23 protein-coding genes and 1 tRNA gene are annotated in these 23,064 nt (G+C 55.1%); 4 read left to right on the top strand and 20 right to left on the bottom strand.

Annotated features, from left to right (window positions below):
* Window positions 1-38: 38 nt before the first annotated feature.
* The 6 genes from JXQ78_RS08470 to JXQ78_RS08445 all read right to left on the bottom strand — a co-directional run bounded on the left by JXQ78_RS08470 (window position 39) and on the right by JXQ78_RS08445 (window position 6,676).
* Window positions 39-455 carry an iron-sulfur cluster assembly scaffold protein gene (locus JXQ78_RS08470; RefSeq protein WP_330630338.1) on the bottom strand — a complete coding sequence of 139 codons (417 nt, stop codon included), beginning with the start codon at window positions 453-455 and terminating at the stop codon, window positions 39-41.
* Window positions 456-519: 64 nt separating this feature from the next.
* Entirely contained in the window at window positions 520-1,608 is a 1,089-nt protein-coding gene (locus JXQ78_RS08465) for a hypothetical protein (RefSeq protein WP_330630337.1), read from the bottom strand.
* A 248-nt stretch (window positions 1,609-1,856) separates the two neighbouring features.
* Entirely contained in the window at window positions 1,857-2,879 is a 1,023-nt protein-coding gene (locus tag JXQ78_RS08460) for a hypothetical protein (protein ID WP_330630336.1), read from the bottom strand.
* Window positions 2,880-3,000: 121 nt separating this feature from the next.
* Window positions 3,001-4,116, bottom strand: a complete 1,116-nt coding sequence (locus tag JXQ78_RS08455) for a hypothetical protein (RefSeq protein WP_330630335.1) — start codon at window positions 4,114-4,116, stop codon at window positions 3,001-3,003.
* Between the two features lie 181 nt (window positions 4,117-4,297).
* Window positions 4,298-5,542, bottom strand: coding sequence for an aminotransferase class V-fold PLP-dependent enzyme (locus JXQ78_RS08450; RefSeq protein WP_330630334.1), 1,245 nt, complete (start codon window positions 5,540-5,542; stop codon window positions 4,298-4,300).
* A 39-nt stretch (window positions 5,543-5,581) separates the two neighbouring features.
* Window positions 5,582-6,676, bottom strand: a complete 1,095-nt coding sequence (locus tag JXQ78_RS08445; protein WP_330630333.1) for a mandelate racemase/muconate lactonizing enzyme family protein — start codon at window positions 6,674-6,676, stop codon at window positions 5,582-5,584.
* A 420-nt stretch (window positions 6,677-7,096) separates the two neighbouring features.
* On the opposite strand from JXQ78_RS08445, the gene JXQ78_RS08440 reads away from it, so the two are divergent.
* A complete protein-coding gene (locus JXQ78_RS08440) occupies window positions 7,097-7,546 on the top strand; it encodes a hypothetical protein (RefSeq protein ID WP_330630332.1) in 450 nt (149 codons plus the stop codon).
* A gap of 52 nt (window positions 7,547-7,598) precedes the next feature.
* On the opposite strand, the gene JXQ78_RS08435 is transcribed toward JXQ78_RS08440, so the two are convergent.
* The 4 genes from JXQ78_RS08435 to JXQ78_RS08420 all read right to left on the bottom strand — a co-directional run bounded on the left by JXQ78_RS08435 (window position 7,599) and on the right by JXQ78_RS08420 (window position 10,570).
* Window positions 7,599-8,675 (bottom strand): hypothetical protein, encoded by a 1,077-nt coding sequence (locus tag JXQ78_RS08435; RefSeq protein WP_330630331.1) that lies wholly within the window; start codon window positions 8,673-8,675, stop codon window positions 7,599-7,601.
* Between the two features lie 72 nt (window positions 8,676-8,747).
* Window positions 8,748-8,883: transfer RNA gene (locus tag JXQ78_RS08430), tRNA-Met, on the bottom strand.
* A gap of 51 nt (window positions 8,884-8,934) precedes the next feature.
* The gene (locus JXQ78_RS08425; protein WP_330630330.1) at window positions 8,935-9,291 is read right to left on the bottom strand and encodes a DUF5830 family protein; all 357 of its coding nucleotides are present in this window, start codon (window positions 9,289-9,291) and stop codon (window positions 8,935-8,937) included.
* Between the two features lie 79 nt (window positions 9,292-9,370).
* Window positions 9,371-10,570 carry a cytochrome P450 gene (locus tag JXQ78_RS08420; protein ID WP_330630329.1) on the bottom strand — a complete coding sequence of 400 codons (1,200 nt, stop codon included), beginning with the start codon at window positions 10,568-10,570 and terminating at the stop codon, window positions 9,371-9,373.
* A 90-nt stretch (window positions 10,571-10,660) separates the two neighbouring features.
* Here JXQ78_RS08420 and JXQ78_RS08415 point away from each other — a divergent pair, with 90 nt between their 5' ends.
* Complete coding sequence (locus tag JXQ78_RS08415; RefSeq protein ID WP_330630328.1) at window positions 10,661-11,254, top strand: TetR/AcrR family transcriptional regulator; 594 nt, start codon at window positions 10,661-10,663, stop codon at window positions 11,252-11,254.
* Between the two features lie 2 nt (window positions 11,255-11,256).
* On the opposite strand, the gene JXQ78_RS08410 is transcribed toward JXQ78_RS08415, so the two are convergent.
* Window positions 11,257-11,370, bottom strand: a complete 114-nt coding sequence (locus JXQ78_RS08410) for an HVO_2523 family zinc finger protein (protein ID WP_330630327.1) — start codon at window positions 11,368-11,370, stop codon at window positions 11,257-11,259.
* Between the two features lie 43 nt (window positions 11,371-11,413).
* The gene (locus tag JXQ78_RS08405) at window positions 11,414-14,470 is read right to left on the bottom strand and encodes an adenosylcobalamin-dependent ribonucleoside-diphosphate reductase (RefSeq protein WP_330630326.1); all 3,057 of its coding nucleotides are present in this window, start codon (window positions 14,468-14,470) and stop codon (window positions 11,414-11,416) included.
* A 332-nt stretch (window positions 14,471-14,802) separates the two neighbouring features.
* Here JXQ78_RS08405 and JXQ78_RS08400 point away from each other — a divergent pair, with 332 nt between their 5' ends.
* On the top strand, window positions 14,803-15,027 hold the full coding sequence (locus tag JXQ78_RS08400; RefSeq protein WP_330630325.1) for a hypothetical protein: 225 nt from the start codon (window positions 14,803-14,805) through the stop codon (window positions 15,025-15,027).
* Here JXQ78_RS08400 and map read toward each other — a convergent pair whose 3' ends face one another.
* The 8 genes from map to JXQ78_RS08360 all read right to left on the bottom strand — a co-directional run bounded on the left by map (window position 15,028) and on the right by JXQ78_RS08360 (window position 22,357).
* Window positions 15,028-15,924, bottom strand: coding sequence for a type II methionyl aminopeptidase (map, locus tag JXQ78_RS08395; RefSeq protein WP_330630324.1), 897 nt, complete (start codon window positions 15,922-15,924; stop codon window positions 15,028-15,030).
* Window positions 15,925-15,968: 44 nt separating this feature from the next.
* Entirely contained in the window at window positions 15,969-16,820 is an 852-nt protein-coding gene (locus JXQ78_RS08390) for an isoaspartyl peptidase/L-asparaginase (protein WP_330630323.1), read from the bottom strand.
* 108 nt (window positions 16,821-16,928) lie between these two features.
* Window positions 16,929-17,411: a histidine kinase gene (locus JXQ78_RS08385; RefSeq protein WP_330630322.1), complete on the bottom strand. Its 483-nt coding sequence runs from the start codon at window positions 17,409-17,411 to the stop codon at window positions 16,929-16,931.
* Window positions 17,412-17,536: 125 nt separating this feature from the next.
* Window positions 17,537-17,848 (bottom strand): hypothetical protein, encoded by a 312-nt coding sequence (locus JXQ78_RS08380; protein ID WP_330630321.1) that lies wholly within the window; start codon window positions 17,846-17,848, stop codon window positions 17,537-17,539.
* Window positions 17,849-18,250: 402 nt separating this feature from the next.
* A complete protein-coding gene (locus tag JXQ78_RS08375; protein ID WP_330630320.1) occupies window positions 18,251-19,537 on the bottom strand; it encodes a polysaccharide deacetylase family protein in 1,287 nt (428 codons plus the stop codon).
* Between the two features lie 273 nt (window positions 19,538-19,810).
* Window positions 19,811-20,380 carry a hypothetical protein gene (locus JXQ78_RS08370; RefSeq protein ID WP_330630319.1) on the bottom strand — a complete coding sequence of 190 codons (570 nt, stop codon included), beginning with the start codon at window positions 20,378-20,380 and terminating at the stop codon, window positions 19,811-19,813.
* On the bottom strand, window positions 20,377-21,258 hold the full coding sequence (locus JXQ78_RS08365; RefSeq protein WP_330630318.1) for a DsbA family protein: 882 nt from the start codon (window positions 21,256-21,258) through the stop codon (window positions 20,377-20,379). The genes JXQ78_RS08370 and JXQ78_RS08365 overlap by 4 nt, the downstream gene beginning before the upstream one ends.
* Window positions 21,259-21,463: 205 nt before the next feature.
* Entirely contained in the window at window positions 21,464-22,357 is an 894-nt protein-coding gene (locus tag JXQ78_RS08360) for a sulfurtransferase (protein WP_330630317.1), read from the bottom strand.
* Between the two features lie 408 nt (window positions 22,358-22,765).
* Here JXQ78_RS08360 and JXQ78_RS08355 point away from each other — a divergent pair, with 408 nt between their 5' ends.
* The gene (locus tag JXQ78_RS08355; RefSeq protein WP_330630316.1) at window positions 22,766-23,041 is read left to right on the top strand and encodes a DUF7518 family protein; all 276 of its coding nucleotides are present in this window, start codon (window positions 22,766-22,768) and stop codon (window positions 23,039-23,041) included.
* Window positions 23,042-23,064: the final 23 nt, after the last annotated feature.

Below are 23,064 nucleotides of genomic sequence, written 5' to 3'. Positions count from 1 at the left end.
CTCGTTCGTTTCGGCAAAAATAACCGCAAAGTGCGTCGTTACTCGGTTTTCGTCGAGTCGATTTCAATTTCACCGGTGTGGATCTTCGCGCCGTCCTGTGCGACTTTCTCCGCGAGGACCGCGCATTTGACCCGCATCGGGCTGATGTCGACGCCGAGCATCTCGATCACGTCGTCGCGATCGAGTTCGTCGAGGTCCTCGAGCGTCATTCCCGTGAGCATCTCGGTGAGCAACGAGGCGCTTGCCTGGCTGATTGCACAGCCATCGCCGGAGAACGCCACCCGTTCGATCGTTTCATCGTCGTCGGCCAGCACAACGTCCATCTGGATCGTGTCGCCACACGTCGGATTTTCGCCGGTGTGTGAGAACGTTGGGTCCTCGAGTTCACCGTAGTTGCGGGGATTTTTGTAGTGATCGAGGATCTGCTGGCGATACATATCTGAGCCCAGTCCCATCGTTATCCTGGATAGTCGCTACCGCCGGAAAAACGTATCGTGCTGTTGAGGCGCAACCGGTTTTTTAGGATCGACGCCAGCCGAACAGCCCTGTGAGGAGAAGGGCGAGAATCGCAGCCGGTCCTGTAAAGCCCGGTCCGAACAGTTGCGTGGCGTCGGATTCGGTGGATGCAGTCGCAGTACCGGTGTCAGTATCTGCTTGCTCGGTGGCCGTTTCAGTGCCTTGTGCCGTTTGTTCGGTTGTGGAAGGCTCTTCGGTGGATGTCGAATCCTTTTCTGAAGGGAGTGGTTCTTGGCCGAGGCTTTCCACTTCAAACGTATAACTCAGGTTTTTATCGTGGTCAATCACATCACCATCCACTATAAATTCTAATCTTCCATCTCGTTTAGCTTGCACAACTGATTGGCCTCTCCTATTCTCTTCACTTAGGTATATATGATCGGCACCGATAGTCTCCCCATCGTGATTTACTGAATGTATTGTAGCTCCATCTAAATTATAGCCATTATTCTTTAATTTAAGAAGTATTGACATCTTTTCCCCCTTCTCGGCCTGGATTACGTATTCGTCTCTATCTCTATCATCGGTTAACGTCCCCGAGACCTTCTTTTTCGTTACTGGAATTGCATTTGAGAGGTTATCGTTCGGCTCTTTTTCCACCAGCGTTTCATCCGGTAGTTCGACATCTGTCCTTTCTTTACTACCTTCATAATTCGTATGCACTGTGTAATGAGAGTTCTTGACGTCGCTTTCAGCACCCTCGATTTTCACCCCATACGTACCTGATTCTGGTGCTTTTGCTGAAAGGACAGCGATATCCACACCTTGCAGGGCAGTGGTGTTATCCAACTGTGTTCCGTTTTGGCTGTGGAGTGACATTTTTTGTCCCCGGTCCCAGAGTGGTTTGGTGATAACGATTTCGATGGACTCTCCTTTAGCGTACTCTTTTGCGAACCAGTCGGTTCCACCGGATATTGAAATCTCACCGTCTATGGAATCACCCGTTATCGGTGTAGCGGCTCCCTGCGCGTCATTCGGTTCGTTTGGCTCTTTGTCGCCTGCTCCAGCACCCAGCGGAACTGCCATTCCGACGAGCACCAGCAGGACAATCGTCGCGGTTCCAATACGTGACAGTGACTTCTTACTATCCATTAGCTAATTTCTATGACTCTGTTCTATTAGAAGAATATTCTGCATTCCAACAGCCGGCCAGATGATACAATCTGATCGGTAGTTGATCAGGTGCTACGCCTCAATTACAATTGAACAGGATGGCTTTTTCGACCGGTCCCCGATCGGCAGATATGTGACGCTAATCGCCCGACATCAATCTTGATTTCGATTTACCACCTCGGTATCTCAGCGAATGCCAGCACTTGTGCGATACAAAGACAAGGGATTCAGGTACGACGCCAGCCAAACAGCCCTGTGAGGAGGAGCGCGAGAATCGCAGCAGGTCCTGTAAAGCCCGGTCCGAACAGTTTTGTCATCTCCGAATCAGTGGACGAATTCTCGGTGTCTCCTGATTCATCCGATTGACCATTTGACTGTTTGTCGTCAGACGGTGTGGATGTTCGACCCGGATACGAAACATCGATTTTGTACTTCACCAAATTTTTATTAATAGTTCCTCTCATTTTCACTAGCATAGTACCACTCCTTTCAGGGGTAACGACGACCTGAGAACGTGGGTCATCATCGAATTCACCTTCTGCGATTTCACTGCGGTGGCCATCTAGATCTGCGGGTGAATACATCTCGTATTTGACCCAATTTTCATTATTTATATTTTCAATCAATATTGATACCTTTTCACCTTCAGTTACTTGTATGGCATATACGTCCCGATCTTTATTATCATTAATAGCACCACTTACGGATTTTTTATCGACTTTTTGTGCGTCGAATGAGCCGTTGTTTGGCTCGGAGTCGCGAACCATTCCGGAGGGGAGGGATACTTTGGTTGGGTCCTGTTGCTTATCGGGGTCGGTGTGGACGGTGTAGTTCGCTCCCTGACGATCTGGTCCGATTCCCTGAATTCTGACAGCGTGGAATCCAGCATTCTTTGCGGTCACTGAGACAGTTGCAATATCGACGCCCTTTCTGACAGTGGTGTTGTCCAACTGTGATCCATTCGGCCCGTGCAGTGACACCTTCAATCCGTGGTTCCAGAGCGGCTTTGCTACGGTAAAGGTGACTTTCTCTCCCGAATCATATTTTTTCCCAACCCAGTCCTCATCGCCCTCTGTACTGATTTTTCCGTCGATGGAACTGCCTGAGATAAGGGTTGTTGCACCTGGAGCGTCATTTGGTTCGCTCTCTTCTTCACTTGCGCCTGCAACCGGTGAAACAACGAGGCCGACTAGAATAATTGTCACTACTGTAATAACGACAACCTGTGTTTGTGATATATTACTATCCATTTACTACGTATTGCGTCCGTCTGCTATTATATGAGGATTCTGAATTAATTCTGACGAACTGTATGGTTCTGATTTATTACTATACTTCAGAGTGGGTCTTCAACTGCGGGTTTGAGAACCGTCAGGATCGACGCCAGCCGAACAATCCGGAGAGCAAGAGCGCAACGATTGCCCCAGATCCCGTAAAGCCTGGTCCAAATAGCTCTGTGGTCGCAGACTCACTGTTTGGGGATTCCGAGTCTGCCCCTGACTGGATATCAATACCCCCTTGCTTGGACGGAGTTTCAGTGGCTTGCTCCGTTGGTTCGGCGGTTGCGGTAGCCTGAGTGGGTGTCGGCTCTTGTTCTGAAGGAAGCGGTTCGTGACCGAAGCTTGAAACTTCGAGTCTGTAGGGTAACGGCTCTGGACCCGACCATTTGTCTCCAGTAATTAATATAACTACTGTGCCATTTTGTTTTGCGTGTATAACGCTCTGGCCGCGAGAATCGTCGTCCTGCAGTATTACCTGGGAGTCCCGTACCAAAAGGTCATTATCGGCTTCTCTCGGTTGATACAGAGACATGGTCTCCCTGTTACTGTCTACCGTTTTACGAAGTAAAACTGATATTCTTTCACCTTTGTCGACCTGAATGGCATAATAGTCAGGCTTTTCATCCGCAGAATTGTCGTGTTCTATCGCTCCGACGATTTCATTTTTTGTAATTTGAGTTGCATTTGAGTTATTATTATTTGGTTCTGATTCTTCCATCACACCGGATGCGAGTTCTACATCAGTTTTGACTATTTTTTTACTGTAGTCGGTATGGATTGTGTATTCAGTACTTCTCACTCCATCATGCATACCAGTGATCTGGACACCGTATCGACCTGATACTGGTGCGTCCGCCGAGAGCTGTACAATATCAACGCCACGTCGAATTGTACTGTTGTCTATTTGTGTTCCATTTGGTGCATGTAGGAATGTTTGCAATCCTTGCTCCCAGAGTTTCTTCGTAATGACAATATTGATTGTTTCTCCTTTGGTGTATTCCTTCGAGAACCAGTCAGTGCCACCGGTCATGGATATCTCCCCATCGATGGAATCACCCGTAATCTGCGTGGCGGCCCCTTGCGCGTCATTTGGTTCATTGGGTTCTTTTTCGCCCGCCCCAGCACCCAGCGGAATCACCATTCCAATGAGAATCAGTAGGATGATCGTCGCGGTTCCAATTCGTGACAGTAACGGCTTACTATCCATTAATTATTTTCTATGACTCCGTTCTATTAGAAGAATATTCTGCATTTATTCTATTTCGCCCCATCTTCGAGGCACAATTCGGACTACTTACAGTTTCATTCGAGAACGCCCACTGCCACAGAATGAGTCACCCGAAATTTCGGTTTTTCCTACGGGCTGATGTATCGTCGTAGTTCACTGCTCACGCAAACAGCTGTCTGGCGTCATCGATTGCCTCGATCAGGACGTCGACCTCTTCACGTGTGTTATAGAGGTAGAACGATGCACGCGCGGAGGCCGCAATTCCGAGCGTGTCGTGCAGCGGCTGCGTACAGTGATCACCAGCACGAATTGCCACGCCGTGGTCGTTGACGATCGATGATAGATCGTGTGCGTGAACGCCATCGACGTTGAACGAAACGAGCCCAGCGCGATCGTCGGCTGGCGGGCCGTAGATCTCGATGTCGTCGAACGACGAGAGTCGATCGTGGGCGTACGCTGTGAGCTCCTGGCCATGAGCCTCGATGCGCTCCATGCCGATTGCATCGAGATAGTCACACGCTTTGGCCAGCGCAATTCCCTGTGCGATCACTGGCGTTCCTGCTTCGAACTTCCAGGGGAGCTCCTCGAAAGTGGTCTCCTCGTAGGTCACCTTGCGGACCATCCCGCCACCGTAGAGGTACGGCTGCATCGATTCGAGGAGTTCGCGTTTGCCATACAGCACGCCGATCCCCGTCGGCCCACACATTTTGTGCCCGGAAAAGGCAAAGAAGTCCGCATCGATCGCCTCCACGTCGATCGGCTGGTGTGGTGCGGACTGTGCGCCGTCAACGAGCACGAGCGCGCCGTGATTGTGGGCGATCTCGGAAATCTCTGCAACCGGGTTGATCGTTCCGAGCGTGTTCGAGGCGTGTACCACGGAGACGAGTTTCGTGTCGTCGGTGATGCACTCGCGTGCGTGGTCCATGTCCAGATAGCCATCATCGTCGATTTCGACGAATTTGATCGTCGCTCCCGTCCGCTCGGCCAGCTGCTGGAAAGTTACAAGCGAGGAGTGGTGTTCCATCTGCGTGGTCACGATCTCATCATCAGGGCCGAGCGCTTCGAGTCCCCAGGCGGCAGCAACGATGTTGATCGACTCCGTGGTGTTTTTCGTGAAGATGACCTCCTCGCGGCCGCCGGTCGCACCGATGAACTCGGCAACCCGATCGTGGGCCTCTTCGTAGGCGATCGAAGCCTCCTGACTCAGCTGATGAATCCCCCGCTCGACGTTGGAATTTGTGTGGCGGTAGTACCCTGCGATCGTCTCGACGACCGGCTCGGGCGTCTGACTCGTCGCAGCGTTGTCGAGATACACGAGCGGCGTCTCGTTGACCTCCCGCTGGAGAATCGGGAAGTCTGACCGGATGGCCTCGATATCCAGCGACTCGGTGGTGCTCGCTTTCATTACCTGAACGAAAGTCCCCCAGACAAAACACTGCTTCGGTCAGTCGAGGACGGCTGGGTCGATTTCGACGCCGAGTCCTGGCTCACTGGGTGGGGCAATCGTCCCATCCTCCTGCGTGAGCGGCTCGGTGAGCATGAAATCGCGGACGGCTGGCGTCCAGGGCGGTTCGATAGAGTACTCACACCAGCGTCCGCCAACGGCACACACGAGATGGAGATTCGCAACGAAGCCGAGCCCGTTCGTCCAGGTGTGGGGGACGAATTCGACGCCGTTCTGGGCCGCGTGTGCCGCAATCTCCTTGCCCCCCTCAATCCCTGTTGCCAGCGCTGCATCGGGCTGGATGATGTCGTACGCCCCGCGCTTGAGCGCTTCGTGGAGCTGCCAGACGCCATCATCGAACTCTCCGCCGGCAATCGCGATGTCAGTCGCCTCGCGTAATCGAGCATAGCCATCGAAATCGTGACGATCGAGCGGCTCTTCGAGCCACGCGACACCACCGATCGATTCGAGATCACGAGCAACGGCCAGTGCGTCGCTGTAGCTCCAGGCTGTTTCGTCGTCCATCACGCGCACGGCCCATCCCTTGTTCGCATCGACCATCAGCGTCAGTTCGGGAAACGCCTCGCGAATTTCCCGGACGATTTCCGTCTGTTCTGGCTCGGTGATTCGGAGTTTCACGGCCTCGAATCCCTCGGCGATTCGCCGTTCAATGTACTCAATCCGCTCGTCTGTATCCATCACTTGACCGGTCGATGCGTACACAGGAATCTCGGCATGTTCCCCACCGAGCAGTTCGTACACTGGCTTTCCGGCATCTTTCCCGATGATATCCCACAGCGCGTGCTCGACGTGCCAACTACGTGGCCCGATCAGCCCAATGGACTCGAGTTTCTTGCGGATACCGGTGATATTGTGTGGATCTTCGCCCAGCAGAAAGTACGAGAGCGGGGCTTCGTAGTCGAGTCCGCCGGCGAAACTCGGACTCGCCGCGTACCCCGTGATCCCGTCGTCCGTTTCGATCTCGAACAGCTCACACTCGTGGACCGATTGTGGATACTCCGGAATCCACGTTGGGTAGAAGGGCTCGTCCATAGGGTGTTCGAGGTGATACTGGGTGACGTTCGCTATCTGCATGGGCTATCCGGCGGGGACGAACGGTTAGCCGTTTAGCCTCGGATTCGAGGCCATTCTAGAATACACCGTTTTGTTGTTACTGGGGTCCAGACTGGGTGCTCAAGGCCGGTGATCTGTGGTAGAACGACACTGGCCGGCCGTTTGTTCGGCCAGCACCGCTATCCAAGAATGTACACGACGGGTCGGTAGTACCCATCGATTGGTCTCCAATCACTGGCCAGAGACCATGTTCGTGTTTGACAGCTACAGTCAAAAGCCCATCGGCGAGAACAACAGGGTAATCAACCTATTACCGCCGTCTGGTGTGGGGTCGGCCGGAACGGAGAACCGATGGTGAAATTGCAGTCTCACCCGAACCGCAACCAGTAGCGCATGAGCAGGTGGGACGTTTTTTCATCCATCATGACGTTACTACCATCCATGGAACCGTCTATCAGTGGGTCGCTTGGCGTTCAATCCGCTCTCGTCGTGACCTTCCTCATCCTCTGCAGTGGCGTCTGTGTCTCGCGCTGGGTCTCCCATGACGTGGCCGCCCGTGGCCAGCCACATCCTGAGCGCTGGGGGTCGGTGTTTTTCTTCTTTGCTCCGTTTGGACTCGTCTATCTCCTCGTCCGCCATCGACTTGGCCCGCGAAATCAGCCACCATCACGACGCGAGCGGTTACTCGGGACGCTCGGACTTCCACCGGTGACGGCGTTGCTCGTTGGAACAACAGTCCTTCCGCCAGATCCGTTCGTACAGGTTTTTTACACCCCCGGTATCGTTCTTGCGTTGCTACCGATCAGCTATCTGCTCGTCTGGCATGGTGGCTACGCTCAACTCCGCCATCATTTCGGGTTGGTGCACCCAGACGAACAGACGAACGATTGAGAGCTGTGAACCTTCGGTCGTCGCTTTGGACAGTAATCATAGTGGACTAACACTACGCGTCAGCGGCCTCGAACAGCTTGATGAGTCCAATCGCTGCGAGAAGACAGACGAACGGCAACAGGAGGACTACGTAGTCCAGATACGTTCTGATTACCAATGGAATGGTCGAAGCGACGGTGAGCACCACTGCATGGGAGATGAGAGAACCATCAGCAATCCGCCACTGCACCGTTCGAAGTGCAACCCCGACAGGAATGAGCAGCGGGATGAGAAAGCCCAGGGCGTGGCTCATCTCCTCTGCCCACTTGCTCGGGTTGGTGAACAACCACAACCCACTGGCGTAGGTCGCTGGCTCGGTCGTAAACGATTGGACTGGCGCACTCGTGACACCGGTCGGCAGCCCAAACGACCAGTGGAGGCCAAGCAGTGCGCTCCGTGGAGACCAGAGGAGCGCTACGCCCAGAAACACCAGGCCTACGGTTACGAGTCCGCCAAAGCAGTAGTACAGTCCACGACGAACTGGCGTGTGCCTATCTTGAGTGAGTCGCAGGCCGAACACGACAGGGACGAGCAACACGGCATACTGATAAAATAACCCAGCAACGGCGATCCAGACGCCACTCAGCATCGCCCGATTGGCGTGCACGGCGAGCAATACGAACAACACGGTGTACGACCCAGCCTGAATGAACTGTCCATCGAACAGTGGCACAAACGCCAGATACAGCACCCCGGCCAACACGCCAGCAAATTCGCGGTCATACTGTCGCCCGAGCCGCCAGAGCACAACGGCGACGAGACCGTTGATGAGGCCCGTGAGGAGAATAAACGCCCCAGCGTGTGACGGTGCAAAGCCAGTCACGATATCGACGGCAAGAAACAGCGGTGGTTTGTTGTCCGCAACGCCGGAACTGTACAAGGGAGCGCCTGCGAGCACTCGATCGGCGAGCGGTTGCCAGATTCTGGTGAAATCGGCTGCCGGTTTGCCGGACGGATTCGTTCCTGTGACCGTCCACAGCCGTGTGAGTGCCCAGATGAATGCCGTTGAGAGAAATACCGCTATGAGGACCACAGCACGCCATCGACGATCGATGGCGTCGCGACGAGACGAAGAGAGATCCATTCCCATGGCTGAACTGGTGATAGCCGGAGTAACAGTGTTTCGCAATCGCTTGCTTTCGCAGTCAATCGTAATGAAGAATGCCCGGGGTGGGCTCCGAACCCACGATCTCCGCATATCCCAGGTATGGGGTTGCGACGGCAACCCCAGGGAGGCGGTGGTACCGCACGGTGTTACCCTATGAGTGCGGCGCTATGTCCAGCTAAGCCACCCGGGCGCAGTAATCCCTTACCCCCTGTTGGACTTTAACCTTCTCAATTCGATGCACTCAATCGCGGCCCGTCACCTTCCGGATGCACGTCGAACCAAAGGGCCCGTGTTCGCCAGCAGGCAACTGCATGAAATAGCCCGTCGAGATCGTCGTCCCACACCGACGACAGTCAAATTCTCCCGTTTTGGTGATCACATCGCTCTCGAACGAGAGAAACTGCCCACTCGTTGGCCGTACAGTGTCGCCGTCGCGTTCGATGATCCCCCTGGTTTCTGCGGTGTCGAGGATCGCCCTGGTGGTGGCGGGATGGGTGGTAATCATCTCGAGTCGGTCGATGAGCTCGGCCAGCGAGAGCTCTGCGTGCTCAAGTCGCGCCAGCAACTGCACTCCCAGTTCCACTGGATCCTCGGTCACACCCGTGATTATCGACGGTTGAACGTAATACGTTGTGGTTGGTCGAAGCGTCCAACCGGGGTATTGACGAATAGAGCAACTACTCGACGGTACACTGTAGCTCGGTCAGTCCGTGGAATGTTGGCCGAGGTGATAGTGTCGAGAGTGTTGGCTCGATCGTTTCGAATCGGTCGAGCAACCGACCGATCGCAACGTCGGCTTCGATACGCGCAAGGGGAGCACCAAGACAGTAGTGAATCCCGCGTCCGAAGGCAAGATGTGGATTTGGATGTCGAGACGGGACAAACTTCGATGGATCGTCGAATCGATCGGAGTCGCGGTTTGCCGAGCCAATCCATGGTGTCACTCGATCGCCGGCAGCAATCTGTTTCCCTCCAAGCGTTAGGTCTGTCGTAGCGACTCGGCGCAACAGCTGTACCGGTGAGCGATACCGTAACACCTCATCGATTGCCCGCTTTCGATCGAATTCGCCCGACTGCACCGCATCGAGCACCCCTTCCTCGGCGAAACACCAGATCGCGTTCGTGATCAGATTTGTCGTTGTCACGTTCCCTGCAATGAGCAACAGGATACAGAACCCGATCCGTTCGTCACGAGTGAGGTCGTCTGCGTTCGCTGCGAGCGCCACGAGATCCGATCTGCTTTCTCCATGGCGTTCCTCGAGCAATTCGCCGAAAAACGACCGCATTTCGGTCCAGGCCTCATAGCGCCGGTGTGCATTCCGCTCACGAGCACCATTGGTCGGTTCGGTTGGCCGCGCTATGAGTGCGTCCGACCACGCCTTGAACTGTGCTCGGTTTTCTGTTGGAATGTCGAGTAATTCTGCGATGATAGTGACCGGCAGTGGATACGCGAATGATTCTACCAGATCGAACGTCGTGTCTCTCTCGAGGTCGTCAAGCAACTCCTCGGTTCGGGTCTCGATCCGATCCCGATACTCGCCAATCGCTCCCGGCTGGAACCGGTCGTTCACGAATCCGCGGAGTCGCTCGTGTGCTGGTGGATCTGCCCGCAACATCGTCGTGGTTTCGTCGCTTCCGATCTGTGGTGACTGGACAGCCGCGAGCGTGAGATCCGATGCGAACGTCTCTGGATCCCGCAGGATTCGATCAACAGTCTCGTAGCGAAATACGTCCCATGTCTGTCGGTCCTCGTCGAACCTGACCGGCTCGTTCGAACGCATCGTAGCGTACCATTCGAACGGCTCAAGCTGTCCCTCGGTGGTGTTGATTGCAGCCGGTGGCGTGATGAGCGAGACTGCCTGGTCAGTCGATGGCATTACTGACTGAACGTTCGGTGGGCTTGTAGAATTATGGGTTGGATTCAAGCCGGAACTTACTTCTTTGTGACATCCCATTCGACCGATATCATGTCGTTCTCAGGTGACTCTCCGGAGGATTCTCAATCAGCGATCATGGCGGCCACGTACACAGCGCTGTGCGAACACGGCTACGCAGCGCTATCGATGGCGAAAATCGCCGACGAACTGACAATGAGCAAGTCATCACTATATTATCACTATGACGACAAGGATGACCTGTTGAGTACCTTTCTGGGGTATGTAATCGAAGAGTTTGCGACTGACGTGTCCGTGGTAGAAGAACAGGACGCAAACGCACAGCTCAGGGCCTTTTTCGACCGGGTACTTCCTCGCGACCTCGACGAATCGGGATACGAATTTCACGTAGTTCTTCTCGAACTCCGTGCGCAGGCTCCCCACCACGAGTCGTTTCGCGAGCAGTTCGATCGGATCGATGGGTTGCTCAAAGAAACTATTGCGGGCTTTATCGAAACCGGTATCGAGCAGGGGCAGTTCCGCGCGGTTGATCCTAATGAAACCGCCAGATTGCTCGTCGCACTCATTCGTGGTGGGCGCGTTGATCGAGTCTCACGAAGTGATCGTTCGCTCGGAGAGCTCAGAGACGCACTTGATGCGTATCTCGACAGTCACTTGCTCGCGTGAGCTCACCAGAACGTGTCCGAACAGTCGTATACCACGCCGTGAGCTGGACAGACATATTTGCAGTGGCGATGGGCCATCGGACGCTCACAGAGTGGACAGGGTCGGCCAGCCGGCATGGGAGAGATTACGACCCGTGTCGTTCAAACGATTGCGGTCGAATCAGCACTCCGACCAGCCACAGCTCTCACAGGTTTTACACCCTTCGCTGAAATACAGCGACATCGAACCGCAGTCCGGACACTCTGGACTCTCACCCGCATCGATCAGTGATTGTGTGTCCGAGTGGCCATCCTCATCGCTCGCCTCGGCCACCTCCGTCAGTGGCTGTTGTTGTGGATAGGGCTTATCGATCTCGTCGTCGAGATAGCGACGCATCGCTACACCGATCGCATCCGGAATGGAGTTGATCTGCTCGCCCTTATCCCAGGCGACTTTCGGACTGCGAATTCCCTGGAGATCCTCGGCGATCTCGTACGGATCCACGCCAGAGCGGAGCGCATAGCTGATCGTCTTTGCCAGTCCCTCGGTGAACGAGGCGGTAAAGCCACCGGAATTACCAATCGTGGCGAACAGCTCGAACGGCTCGCCGCTTTCGTCCTCGTTGATGTTGACGTACATCTTTCCGTAGCCCGTATCGATGCGCTGGGTCACACCACTGAGCACGTCAGGTCGTGGCCGTTCGCGGGCGTAGGCGGTGCCCGTGCGGCCCTTGAGCAGTTCCTCGATATTCAGCTTCTGTGTCTCCTGGACGGTCTCGTTCTCGAGGAACGTCTCGATGTCGCCAAACGCCTGCTGAATCTGCTCGACGATGACGGCGGCAGCCTCGTTCTCGTCGGCGAATTCAGCATTATCGGCGCGTGTGGTCAACACCTGCTTCGAGCGCGTCCCGTCGCGGTAGTAGGTGACGCCTTTCCCACCATGATCGTAGATGTACTCGAACACCTCACGAGCGTCCGCCTTCGTTGAGTCGTGCGGCGCGTTCACCGTCTTCGAAATAGAGGAATCAACGCCAGCCTGACACGCACACTGGACGGCAGCGTGCTCTTTGGCAGAGATGTCAGCGGTGACGACGAACAGCTCGCTGATCGCAGCCGGAACCGTGGTGAGCGAGTCAATCCCGTCGAACTCGTTGGCTGCCATCTGTTCGATGGCCTCCTCTTTGACTGCATCCACGTCGATGTCGTTTGCCTCTAACACGCGCAGGAAGTAATCGTCGAACTCGACGAGCATCTCATCGCCCTGCACGTCGTCGGAGACGTTCTTGTAGTAGGCGACGTTGTAGATCGGCTCACAGCCACCCGTCGTGTTGCCAACCATGGAGGTGGTGCCGGTTGGGGCAATAGTGACGGTGTTGTGATTTCTGATCGGGAATCCATCCGCCCAGTCGTCGGCCGAAAGGCCAGTGTGGTGTTCGAACCACTCGGCGTAGGCGGTCGGATTGGCGTACTTCGAGTCGTACCAGTCGTTGAAGCTGCCCCGTTCTTCGGCGAGCTCGTGGGAGGTCCACTTCGATTCGTGGTTGATGTGGACCATGATCTGGCGAGCGATCTCGTTGCCCACATCGGAGCCATAGCGAACGCCGAGCTGGATGTAGAGCTGGGCCAGCCCCATGATTCCCAGTCCGATCTTTCGCATATCGCGGACCTTTTCTTCGATCTCATCAACAGGGAAGTCCGACATGGTCACGACGTTCTCGAGGAACCGGGTTCCGATCTCGATGCGCCGGTCGAACTCCTCGGTGGCAAGCGACGCCTCGAGGAACGCCTCGACGGCGGCTTCCTGGGAGTCGTACGCCTCACCGTGCTCATCGTTCCAGACACGCCAGTCCGGCGCATCCTCTGCAGCCAGCGTGGAGAGATTGATGTGGCCGAGGTTACAGGCCTCATACTCCTCCAACGGCTGTTCACCACAGGGGTTTGTTGCTAAAATCTTATGGTCTGGGTTCTCGGAAATATCGAATGAATGCTCTTTGTTCACCCGTTCGAGATAGATAACGCCGGGTTCTCCGTTTTCGTGTGCGCCCTGGATGATGCGCTCCCAGATGAGTTCAGCAGGAATGGAGAGTTCCTCACCAACCTCGACGTACTCACCCAGATCGTAGCGGGCGTACATCTCTTTCGTTTCCGCGGTAGCAATGTGTGGCTCTTCGGTGCGTGGATTCGTGAACGTGAACTCCTCGCCGGCGTACAGCGCGTCCATGAAGCCGTCAGTAACGCCCACAGAGATGTTGAAGTTGGAGAGATGACCCTCGACAGCGTTGCGGAGGTGTTTGGGAACGCGGCCGTCTTCATCGATGAGGCTACGGGCCTCCTCAAGCGCCTCGCTGAAGGAGGTGTACGTGTAGTCGTCCGGATCGTTCAATCGAAGACAGTGGGCCAGTGAAACGTCCTTGTTTTTGGAGTGGATGAACTCGATCACGTCCGGGTGTGAAACCCGCATCACGCCCATCTGTGCGCCACGACGGGTTCCCCCCTGCGCGATCGTTTCACACAGCTGATCGTACGTTCGCATGAACGTGATCGGCCCCGACGCGATCCCGCCGGTCGAGCCGACTGCGTCGCCGTACGGCCGGAGCTGCCAGAACGCATAGCCACAGCCGCCACCGCTCTGGAAGACTTCTGCGGCGTTTTTGGCGGTTTCGTGGATGTCGGTCAGATCGTCGTCGGGCGACATGACGAAACACGCAGACAGTTGCTGGAGTTCGTCGCCGGCGTTCATGATCGTCGGCGAGTTTGGAATAAACGAGAGCCGTTCCATCTGTTCCTGGAACGTTTCGGCGGTCGTTTCGACGTGCTCACGAATCTCTGCTGGAAGCTCTGGAACGACCGTGTCGTAGGCGAACTTATTGACGTTGTAGACAGAAAGCGCGGTTTCGGTATCGTCGCCGATTTGCACGCCAGCACCGAACACGTCGCTTGCAAGCTCATCGCGACGAGGATGGTCGGGTTTGAGCTGGTCCGGCGTCACTGCGATTTCGGTGTCGCGACGACGACTCTCGAAGACGGCTTCTGCCAGGGCGACGTTTTTGGCGATCCGCTCGAACAGCTCCTCCTGGGACTCGGTCAGATTCCCATCAGCGTCCTGGCGGAGATATCGCGCGGGCAAGATGTTGTTGTAGGCGTTCTCGGTCAGTCGCCCTTCGAGGGTGTCCGCCTCGGTTCGTTTGATCGGAATGGTGATCTCTGCTGCGGACGCGGAGTGGTCTGGCTGGCTCATACTCCACTCCCCGCATGCGGTTGTACCGCTGCTACTGGCTGGTCTCGGTTTCGGGTCATCGATGAAAAGCGAGTCCGACTGCGAATCATTTCAACGCTACGGCTCAGGACGTATGTGATAGTGTGATCACACGTAGCTCTACGGGTGATAGATTGCACGTCCTGATCGTCTATTGTGGGTCTCAATAACGATTGTTGGACCGGAGTGAAAGTGAACGTTTCGTCCACTATGCGGCGATGGGCGTTCGGTTTCGAGACGAAATCGTTGGGTGGCAACGACACTCCTCGTCGATCGATCGGTATGTTTTACGTGATCGAGCGACAGCAAGATGCATGGACACACTCATCACACTTCAGCCAGTGGTGGATCAGAACTTCTTCATCACGCTGGCCGTCGTCGTCGCGGTGTTGCTCGTCGGTCGTTTTCTGTTGAATCTTGCGATGAAGATCGTGGTTATCGTCGCCGTGATTGCTGGCGTGTTGTGGCTGCTTGGATCTGGTGCAGTAGAGTCCGTCCTTACCACTGGGACGATCGTTTTCGGCGCTGGTGGAATCTGATTAGTTCGATTTGGTGGTTATCTCACAACCATCTTCGGTGACAATAATCGTGTGTTCTTTCTGACTCACTAGCGTGCCGGCGTTTTCTTGCAACACCGGGTAGCTGTGGACGACGTTGGCACGCTGGAGCCGACGGATGGCCATCGTGGGGCGATCGACATCCAGCCAGCGGACGGCAAATGGGAGGGTTTTGAACTCCTCGGTGATCTGTTCGAGTGCCTCTCGCGCCCGTCGATTCCGCACGGAACGCTCGTGTTCGAGCGCGAAGATTTCTTCGGTGGAGCCTTCGTTTACCTTCCCGCCACCGTCGGTGGCGAACGGCTCGATCGCCACAACGTCACCGACTGAAAGCTCGACACCGGAGTCGACGCCCCGGTTTGGAATGTTCGGCGAAACGTGTTGTTGCCAGTGACCCAACCCGTGACCAGTGAGATTGACGACGGGATTAAAGCCGTAGCCGTCGATAATGGACTCAATTTCTGCCCCAATCTCACCGGTGTGAACGCCTGGCTCGACGATCTCGAGTGCTCCCTCGAGTGCCTGCTCGGACGCCTCTGCGAGCTCGTCGTGTCCTGAGAGATCGACAGTAATCGCCGTGTCGGCCAGCCAGCCATCGATGTGCACACCAAGATCCAGATTCACCATCTCCTCGCCGAATGTCGCCTCGTCATCGACACCAGGCGTGGCGTGTGCGGCCTCGTGATCGATGCTGATGTTGACCGGAAATGCTGGCTTGCCGCCGAGCTCGCGGATCTCGTTTTCGGCCCATTGGGCCACCTCGAGATGACTCGTACCGACCTCGACGCGTTCTGCGGCGCCCTCACGAACGGTCGCCAGAATCTCGCCCGCCTCGCGGTGTTTTTCGTACTGCTCTTCTGTGAGATCGACATCGCTCATAGGTGTCCTGCGGCCGAAGCGACGAAAGGCGTTGTGCTCTCCAATCAGTCACTGGTCGAGTCAGTCTGCATCATCTCCGTGTTGAATGCGCTCCCGGCGTTCCCATCGCGATCCATCACGATGACGCCGGCCAGTCCGCCGGTAATGTCTTCGAGCTCTTCGATCGCGAGCGTCGCCGCGTCGGCCGGATCACGACCCAGCTCCAGGTGGTCGACGGCACGTCTGGCAAGCGTCACCCGGGCGATGGCCTCGCCCTCGCCGGTTGCACTTGCGCCACCCGCGTGCGTGCAGTAAAACCCAGATCCAACCTGTGGTACGTCACCGACGCGTCCCGCCAGTGCACACCAGCGCCCGCCCGTCGAGGTACATGCGGCGATCTCCTCGCCGTCGGCCGCTACCGCACCGACAGTGTCGTGTCCCGCAAACTGCTCGCGGACGAACGATAGCTGCGCTTCGATCGACGATCCCGGCGCGTCAAGCTCGTTCCAGCGCGAGCGCGTTCGGTCACACAGCAGTTCAGCGTCGGTGTCGATCCCTGCCTTTTCTGCCAACGATACGGCTCCCTCGCCGGCGACGAGCACGTGTGGAGTCGTTTCGAGGACAACCCGTGCCACTTCGCTTGCGTGTGCGACACCAGCCATCGAACAGGCCGCTCCAACGGATCTGTCGTTGGTCATGACTCCAGCATCCGTCCGGACGATACCGTCGGACTGGATGGCACCCCCCACGCCGGCGTTGAACGAGGGAGCCTCTTCGAGTACTTTCACGGTCTCGATCGCTGCCGAAAGTGCTGTGGCTTCGGTTCGTCCAGTTTCGACTGCGTTTTCGAGGACAGCCGCCCGTTCGTTCGGGTTCTCGACCGCGCTACCGGCCCCACCGTGTGCTATAAGCTCCATACCCATCGGAAATGGAGGAGTGGGTAAATGGTCCACTATCGGCAGATGGAGTTTCTATCGCAGAAAAATTGGTTGTCGTACTGTCTTCTCTGGGTAGTGCTCCAGTCGTCACCGTCCAGCGAAGAACGGATAGACAACACCGAGCAACACGCCGTAGACCAGATGAGGTACCAGACTCCCCGGGAGTGTCCAGTCCGGAACGGCAGGCGCACCAGCGAACCCAATCGTCTGGAGCCAAACTGGCATGAGTATCCCAGCAGCGACCACCCAGAGCGCACCGCCGTAGAGAAGGCCTACCACGCCAGCCGTAACGACGGTGTCACCGAGTCTGTTCAACAGTGGCATCTGGAGGAAGGCAACGAACACCAGCCCAAATATCGCACCGTGGAGCAGATGGGCTACCCAGCCGACTGCTGGTCCTTCAAGCGTGTACATCGCGGGAATTGCACCGTCGAGTACTGCTGGATTTTGCAGCCAGATCATTGCTCCCATCACAATGGCCCCAACGAGACCGCCGATCACTCCCCCGTCCCAGCCCTGATTGGTCACACTATTCACCGTCTCCGTTCGTGCTTGTGCATCAGCACCCATACGTGAGATAGTACCACGCATGCATTTATATATGTATTCCAAATGTGAGAAATAACTACACAATCGCTGAAGTGGTTGAGTAATAGTGAAATTTCATATGAATCAATATTGTGTATTGGACACTTTTATGAATTGTCCTCCGTCAGCCAGTTTATATCGGCGCTGATGATACCGAATCCATCGCAGAGTGCACTCTCCGTCGACTGGATATCACACCGTGGGGTGTGGAGTTTCACTGTTGCCTGGAGATCCACCCGGATGTCGGTCGCCGTCGGCCGAAAGCCAGTGACTTCGAGCGCATCAACCCCAACGACGGGACCAGCGTCTTTGAGGACCGTCATGGCACCGGCCCGCAGGTCGCCTGTCGCTCCCCGCCCCACCCAGAGGGTGATTTTTGCGCGGACAGTGACAACGAGAACTCCTTTCTCTATTGTCATAGGTTCCCGTCGAGAATCGAACTCGACCGTCGGCCGTATAAGCCGCGTCCGTCCAGGCACGTCGGGAACTACGGTGTATGGAAATCCAGAGAGCGCTCCCTGTGAGAGAACGATCCTGGCAAAACACCCGTCAATTTGTGGCCCATCGCGAAACGATGGCCCGGGTGGCCGCGATCAGACCGCGGCAGTTGTTGGTGTATTCCCGGAGCCGATGGTGAACACAAACATAGACCCTCCACAGCCTTCCCTACTGGATAGTTCCAGCCCGGATGGCTGTGGGGCGAAAAGTCGGCGTGAAGTGTGGTTGGTCACCATCGAAGACACCTGAACGGTAGCTACTACCCGTATTTTATCGGGGATATATTAGTTTTACCGCTACAGTGGTATATGATATCAATACCCTTATTTTGAGTTCGATGAACCGTTGTCCGATTGGAACAGCTGTGATGGCGTGACTACGTCTACCTCTTTCGAGCCAACGTGATCTGCGACCTTTCGAAAGTCATCGAGTGAGAATCCATCGTACTCCGTTCCAACGCGGTGGAAGTAGATGACGGCCAGCTGATTGAACTCGTTGGCCATATTCACGATACGTTGTGTTCCCTGGATGTCTTCGCCGTTGACTCGAGAGATGAATCCGGGATTCGATGGCTGTTTCGCGTTGTTTGGTGCGCCGCCCTGGAGATACGCCGAATCGAACAGCTCGTTGAATAACTCGAGTGTCGTGCCGTTTACCCGGTTATACGGCGCAATGAAGTGATTTGCCCCCTTTTTGAATCCCTTGACTTCGAGATACTGTTTCGTTCGCTGGAGAATACGACGTTGTTTCTCGCGGGAGTGTTTTGGCAACAGTTCACTGGCGTGTCCGATCATATCCCAGCCGTTTTTCCCCATTTCGCGCATATGCTGCTCGGTGATCCGATCGTCAGCACCGACGGCGTCGGGGATGACACCGACCGTTCCGGACCAGCCTTTCTCTTTGAACACCGGATACACGGTATCCCGGGCGCTGATGTGGCCATCGTCGAACTGGAACATCACTTTCCCCTTCGACGCCGCGGGTACCTTCCGCAAATCGTCGATGAGCACGGTAAACGGCTTGTTGTTTGGTGTTGGACCGATCTGGATGTTTAACTCGGCCACGTTGTTCATGACTGGATCTCCCTTCTTGCTCGTGTATCCAATGTCGAATCGAACCCAATCATCGAGCTCCTTTGGGATGTATCGAGTGGATTGTAGCTTCGAACTGTCTGCCGGAGCAATGATTTCGGCCTTGATTTTCACGGTCTCTGGTTTTTTGACTTTCACCGCCAAAGAGAGATTGTGGCTGCTCAGATCGAGAGCTTCGGGATAAAACGATCGGGTAATTTTGGTCACGGTCTTTTTCGCGCTCTTTTTGGACTGGAGCACTAGCGATTGTGACCCCTGATAGACATCCTGCTTTGTCGTCGACAGCTTCCCGTAGCTGACTCCCCAGTTCGACTTGACGTTCTCGAACGTGTCCACTGATTTGCCAGGCCCTCCTGGAGCGTCTTTCGTTTCGGCTTTCGAATTTGATTCTGGAGTTGTTGTTTTATTGTTATTATCGCCGCCCATTCCTCCAAGGATGGATGAACAGCCAGCTATCGACGTAATTCCAACAGTTCCTGCGGTGGCGATGAAGGCCCGACGGGTCGATATCGGTCTCATTGTGGCGACTAGCCCAACAATCGCCCCACCCATAATAATGCTGGTAGCACGATTTTTATTCGTTCAGATTTCATATGAGACGACCAACGACAAGGTAATCTTGTCGAAATTATCATTCTATATATAATATAATGAAAATTGACAAATATACTGTCGTTGTTCGACATTCCCCCGCGTTTGCTGTCGGCTGTTCGGTCGCCTCACGGGTCGTGGGAAAAATACTGGTTACTTGCTCGACAGCGGTGCGGATCCACACGGCCGTTCGATCGTCAATCAGTCGATCGAACAGGATCGTGGATCGCCGGACAGCCCAAGAAACACCAGAAAGAGGGCGATGCCACCAAATCGAAGGAGACTCTGCTGGAACGGAAGCACTGACATAGCACCCGTGATACCGAAGATTGCGTAGAGACCGGGCCCACAGCTCGCACAGCCGGCTGCGAACAGTCCAGGGAGGATCCCGCCCACATTGGCGATGCTCCCGATCTGCATCATCCGAAGCTGGGCGATCATGTTCGTTATCGCAACGCCTGTCAAAACCGCATAGATGCCGTTAATGGCCACGATGAGCACGGATTCGTGATAGATCGTGGTGAAGTTGATCATGAACATCTGTTCGAGCCAGGTGGGGGTGATAAACTCCGGATTTCTGAGTACCGTCATCAATCCCTGGGGCTGTGCGAACAGGATGAGGAAATAGAACGCCACGGCACCAATGCCGAGCGTGAGCGCAATCCGGCTGATTCGCTCGAAGGGATAGCGCAAGGCCAGCACCAGTTCGTCACTGAACGACCGTAGCTCTTTGAGTCCTGTTTGGCGATAACTGTCGAAATCTACACTCATGCGTTGTTTCGTAGCTTGTAAATCTGCGTTTCGAACGTGGTGTAAGGCTGGGCGGCCATCAGCGGCGGCGAGGTTGCTTCAGAATCGCGATGGTAGATGACAAAGCCGGGCGTCTCTTTGATTCCCTCTTTTGTTCCACGTTGTTTCTCGGCGCGAATCGTTTTTTCATGGCCCGTGCGGTTTGCTTGCATGCACTGATCGAGCGAAGGGGCGTCGATCCCGTTAATGTTTCGGGCATATTGCAGAAGGGACGACCGTGAGGACCAGGACTCCTCAGGAAGCTGCTGATTATTGAAGACGGTGTGGTGCCACTCCCAGAACAGTTGGGGATCGTCGTCTTTGACCTGTTCCCAGAGACATTTTGCCATCACGGCTGCCGTCATTGAGTTCCCACCTTTGTGTGGGTAGTTCTGCATGACGATCCGAGCGGTTTTCTCCCGAACGTCGTTGGCCACCAGATAGCCAAGGGCGTTTCCCTCAAACTTTTTACAGAATCGGCACTGATAATCGGTCCACATATAGATATCAATCACCGGATCATCAGTCGCAGCGATAACTGGTTTGTTGTCGAGTTCGATGTTGTAATCTGTTGTCCCAGATCCAACACGAAATGGCGGAGAAAGGGGTTGTTTTGGCTCTTTGTCTTTGTCGTTTGGGACCTGTGGTTCGTTTTGTTCTGCCGTCTGGACGTACGTTCCACTCGAATCCGTGGCCGTCGTATCGGTTCCTTGTCCTCCAGTTCCTCCTCCAGATCCGCGGTCGGTTGCCTGGGGTTTGTCCGTGTCACCACTGATACATCCCGCAAGGATCCCGATGAGTGCTGTGGAGGTCCCACTCAGGACGGCTCTCCGTGTAGACGACTGCTCTTCAGATTTCATATCAATGTGCGACGCCGGATTGACGGTTCTCAGGCTGATTCGTAACACTCATTCCGTTCAACTAGTAGTACTGTCGGGTTATGGTTTATGACTTTTGCTGTACGTCGCTCTAATCCACATGATACTCCGGTTTGACACGAAGAAAACAGCCGATATATCTGACCTTGGAGAAAATTGTAGATCCTTTGGTAACGGATTGGGTGGGTTACTCGCCTCGTTCGATCGGTGCCCGGATCGTGTTCCCCCACTCGGTCCAGGAGCCATCATAGTTTTCGACGTCATCAAAGCCGAGCAGTTCCGTGAGCACAAACCAGGCGATCGACGATCGTTCGCCAACCCTACAATAGGTTACGACCGCCTGATCCGACGTAACGCCGTGCTCTTCATAGATCGATCGTAGCTCCTCGGCACTCTTAAAGCGCCCATCATCCTCTAAGACCGTGGCCGTCGGGACATTGCTCGCCCCTGGAATGTGCCCTCCACGCTGTGCGGTTTCCTGGAGGCCCTCTGGTGCGAGAATCTCTCCGGTGAACTCTTCGGGTGAGCGCACGTCAACCATTGGAAGTCCGCTATCCATTGCGTGTTCGACATCTCCTTTGTATGCACGAATTCCCTCGAACGGCCCACGTGCACTGTAGGTCTGTGGAGAAAACTGCGGTGAGTTGTTCGTGAGTGGATACTCCTCGTTTACCCAGTAGTCTTTGCCTCCGTTGAGCACTCGCGCGTCCTCGTGGCCGTAGTATTTGAACTCCCAGTAGGCAAACAGCGCAAACCAGTTGGCAACCCAGCCGTCACCGTAGAAAACGACCGTCGAATCCTCCGTAATCCCCGCATCTCCGAGCGTCCGTTCGAACTGCTCTTTATCGAGGATATCACGACGGACGGGATCAGAAAGATCTTCGTCCCACTTAAAGCCAATCGCGCCACGAATGTGGCCCTCGTCGTATCGAGACGGAAAGTCGTCGTCTGGCGACTCCGGGCTGTTCACTTCAATCAATCGGAGTTCTGGATCGTCGGCTTCGAACTCGTCAAGTCTTGCTTCAACCCAATCTGCCGACACCAGCACGTCGTTCGCGTAGCCTGCTTCGGTTGAACTCATACCTGCTAGGCCGTATTTTGGCCACTGTAAAGTATCCCTTTGACAGCTGATTGGTCGTTATTCCTAACAATGATTTCGAACTGATATCGGTAGGCTCGAATGGGTATTGCGGTGTTCTTTTGATGGTGCACAAGACAGCTCAACGTATGGGTCACAAGCGCGAGAAGTCTACACGTGTCCACGATAGCACCGATGACAGACCGTCGTCCTCCCGCACAACTCGTTGGGTGCACGCCACGCTGTTACTGATTGGTGGAGCTCTTCTCACCTGTATTATACTTATTGCAGTCGTTTCAATCGGCAATTCGATGGTCTAATCGTTGTTTTGGCGGTCCACACCGAGAATATTGTTGGATTTTATGTATATGTCTGACGCAATTTTATACGCTTTGGGAGGCGCATACCGATATGGGCGACAGCAACCGGGTCGAGAAGCTGGAGAACCAGGTTCGGGAGTTAGAGGCCACGGTGACGGGGCTCACCGACGAACTCCTCGAATGTAAAGAACGACTCGCGGAACTGGAGGCGTCGACCGAATCGGATACCCAGCCCACAGATCGGTCGACGGAGTCTAGTTCGGATACGATCTCGTCGCTTTTGGACGAAGTCGATAGCTATTCGTCGGACGACGAAGAATCGACAGCAGAGACCGAAACGGACTCGGACGAGATCATCGTCGCCTGACCGTCGGCGTCGGTCTTTTATCA

It is taken from the genome of Halocatena halophila (assembly GCA_027563145.1).
GTDB lineage: Archaea > Halobacteriota > Halobacteria > Halobacteriales > Haloarculaceae > Halocatena > Halocatena halophila.
This window is presented reverse-complemented; position numbering and strand designations above follow the sequence as displayed.

What these genes read in the sequence shown, in the direction of transcription:
- JXQ78_RS08470 (WP_330630338.1), bottom strand. Translation starts at nt 455, where the DNA reads ATGGGACTGGGCTCAGATATGTATCGCCAGCAGATCCTCGATCACTAC.
- JXQ78_RS08465 (WP_330630337.1), bottom strand. Translation starts at nt 1,608, where the DNA reads ATGGATAGTAAGAAGTCACTGTCACGTATTGGAACCGCGACGATTGTC.
- JXQ78_RS08460 (WP_330630336.1), bottom strand. Translation starts at nt 2,879, where the DNA reads ATGGATAGTAATATATCACAAACACAGGTTGTCGTTATTACAGTAGTG.
- JXQ78_RS08455 (WP_330630335.1), bottom strand. Translation starts at nt 4,116, where the DNA reads ATGGATAGTAAGCCGTTACTGTCACGAATTGGAACCGCGACGATCATC.
- JXQ78_RS08450 (WP_330630334.1), bottom strand. Translation starts at nt 5,542, where the DNA reads ATGAAAGCGAGCACCACCGAGTCGCTGGATATCGAGGCCATCCGGTCA.
- JXQ78_RS08445 (WP_330630333.1), bottom strand. Translation starts at nt 6,676, where the DNA reads ATGCAGATAGCGAACGTCACCCAGTATCACCTCGAACACCCTATGGAC.
- JXQ78_RS08440 (WP_330630332.1), top strand. Translation starts at nt 7,097, where the DNA reads ATGGAACCGTCTATCAGTGGGTCGCTTGGCGTTCAATCCGCTCTCGTC.
- JXQ78_RS08435 (WP_330630331.1), bottom strand. Translation starts at nt 8,675, where the DNA reads ATGGGAATGGATCTCTCTTCGTCTCGTCGCGACGCCATCGATCGTCGA.
- JXQ78_RS08420 (WP_330630329.1), bottom strand. Translation starts at nt 10,570, where the DNA reads ATGCCATCGACTGACCAGGCAGTCTCGCTCATCACGCCACCGGCTGCA.
- JXQ78_RS08415 (WP_330630328.1), top strand. Translation starts at nt 10,661, where the DNA reads ATGTCGTTCTCAGGTGACTCTCCGGAGGATTCTCAATCAGCGATCATG.
- JXQ78_RS08410 (WP_330630327.1), bottom strand. Translation starts at nt 11,370, where the DNA reads ATGCCGGCTGGCCGACCCTGTCCACTCTGTGAGCGTCCGATGGCCCAT.
- JXQ78_RS08405 (WP_330630326.1), bottom strand. Translation starts at nt 14,470, where the DNA reads ATGAGCCAGCCAGACCACTCCGCGTCCGCAGCAGAGATCACCATTCCG.
- JXQ78_RS08400 (WP_330630325.1), top strand. Translation starts at nt 14,803, where the DNA reads ATGGACACACTCATCACACTTCAGCCAGTGGTGGATCAGAACTTCTTC.
- map (WP_330630324.1), bottom strand. Translation starts at nt 15,924, where the DNA reads ATGAGCGATGTCGATCTCACAGAAGAGCAGTACGAAAAACACCGCGAG.
- JXQ78_RS08390 (WP_330630323.1), bottom strand. Translation starts at nt 16,820, where the DNA reads ATGGAGCTTATAGCACACGGTGGGGCCGGTAGCGCGGTCGAGAACCCG.
- JXQ78_RS08385 (WP_330630322.1), bottom strand. Translation starts at nt 17,411, where the DNA reads ATGGGTGCTGATGCACAAGCACGAACGGAGACGGTGAATAGTGTGACC.
- JXQ78_RS08380 (WP_330630321.1), bottom strand. Translation starts at nt 17,848, where the DNA reads ATGACAATAGAGAAAGGAGTTCTCGTTGTCACTGTCCGCGCAAAAATC.
- JXQ78_RS08375 (WP_330630320.1), bottom strand. Translation starts at nt 19,537, where the DNA reads ATGAGACCGATATCGACCCGTCGGGCCTTCATCGCCACCGCAGGAACT.
- JXQ78_RS08370 (WP_330630319.1), bottom strand. Translation starts at nt 20,380, where the DNA reads ATGAGTGTAGATTTCGACAGTTATCGCCAAACAGGACTCAAAGAGCTA.
- JXQ78_RS08365 (WP_330630318.1), bottom strand. Translation starts at nt 21,258, where the DNA reads ATGAAATCTGAAGAGCAGTCGTCTACACGGAGAGCCGTCCTGAGTGGG.
- JXQ78_RS08360 (WP_330630317.1), bottom strand. Translation starts at nt 22,357, where the DNA reads ATGAGTTCAACCGAAGCAGGCTACGCGAACGACGTGCTGGTGTCGGCA.
- JXQ78_RS08355 (WP_330630316.1), top strand. Translation starts at nt 22,766, where the DNA reads ATGGGCGACAGCAACCGGGTCGAGAAGCTGGAGAACCAGGTTCGGGAG.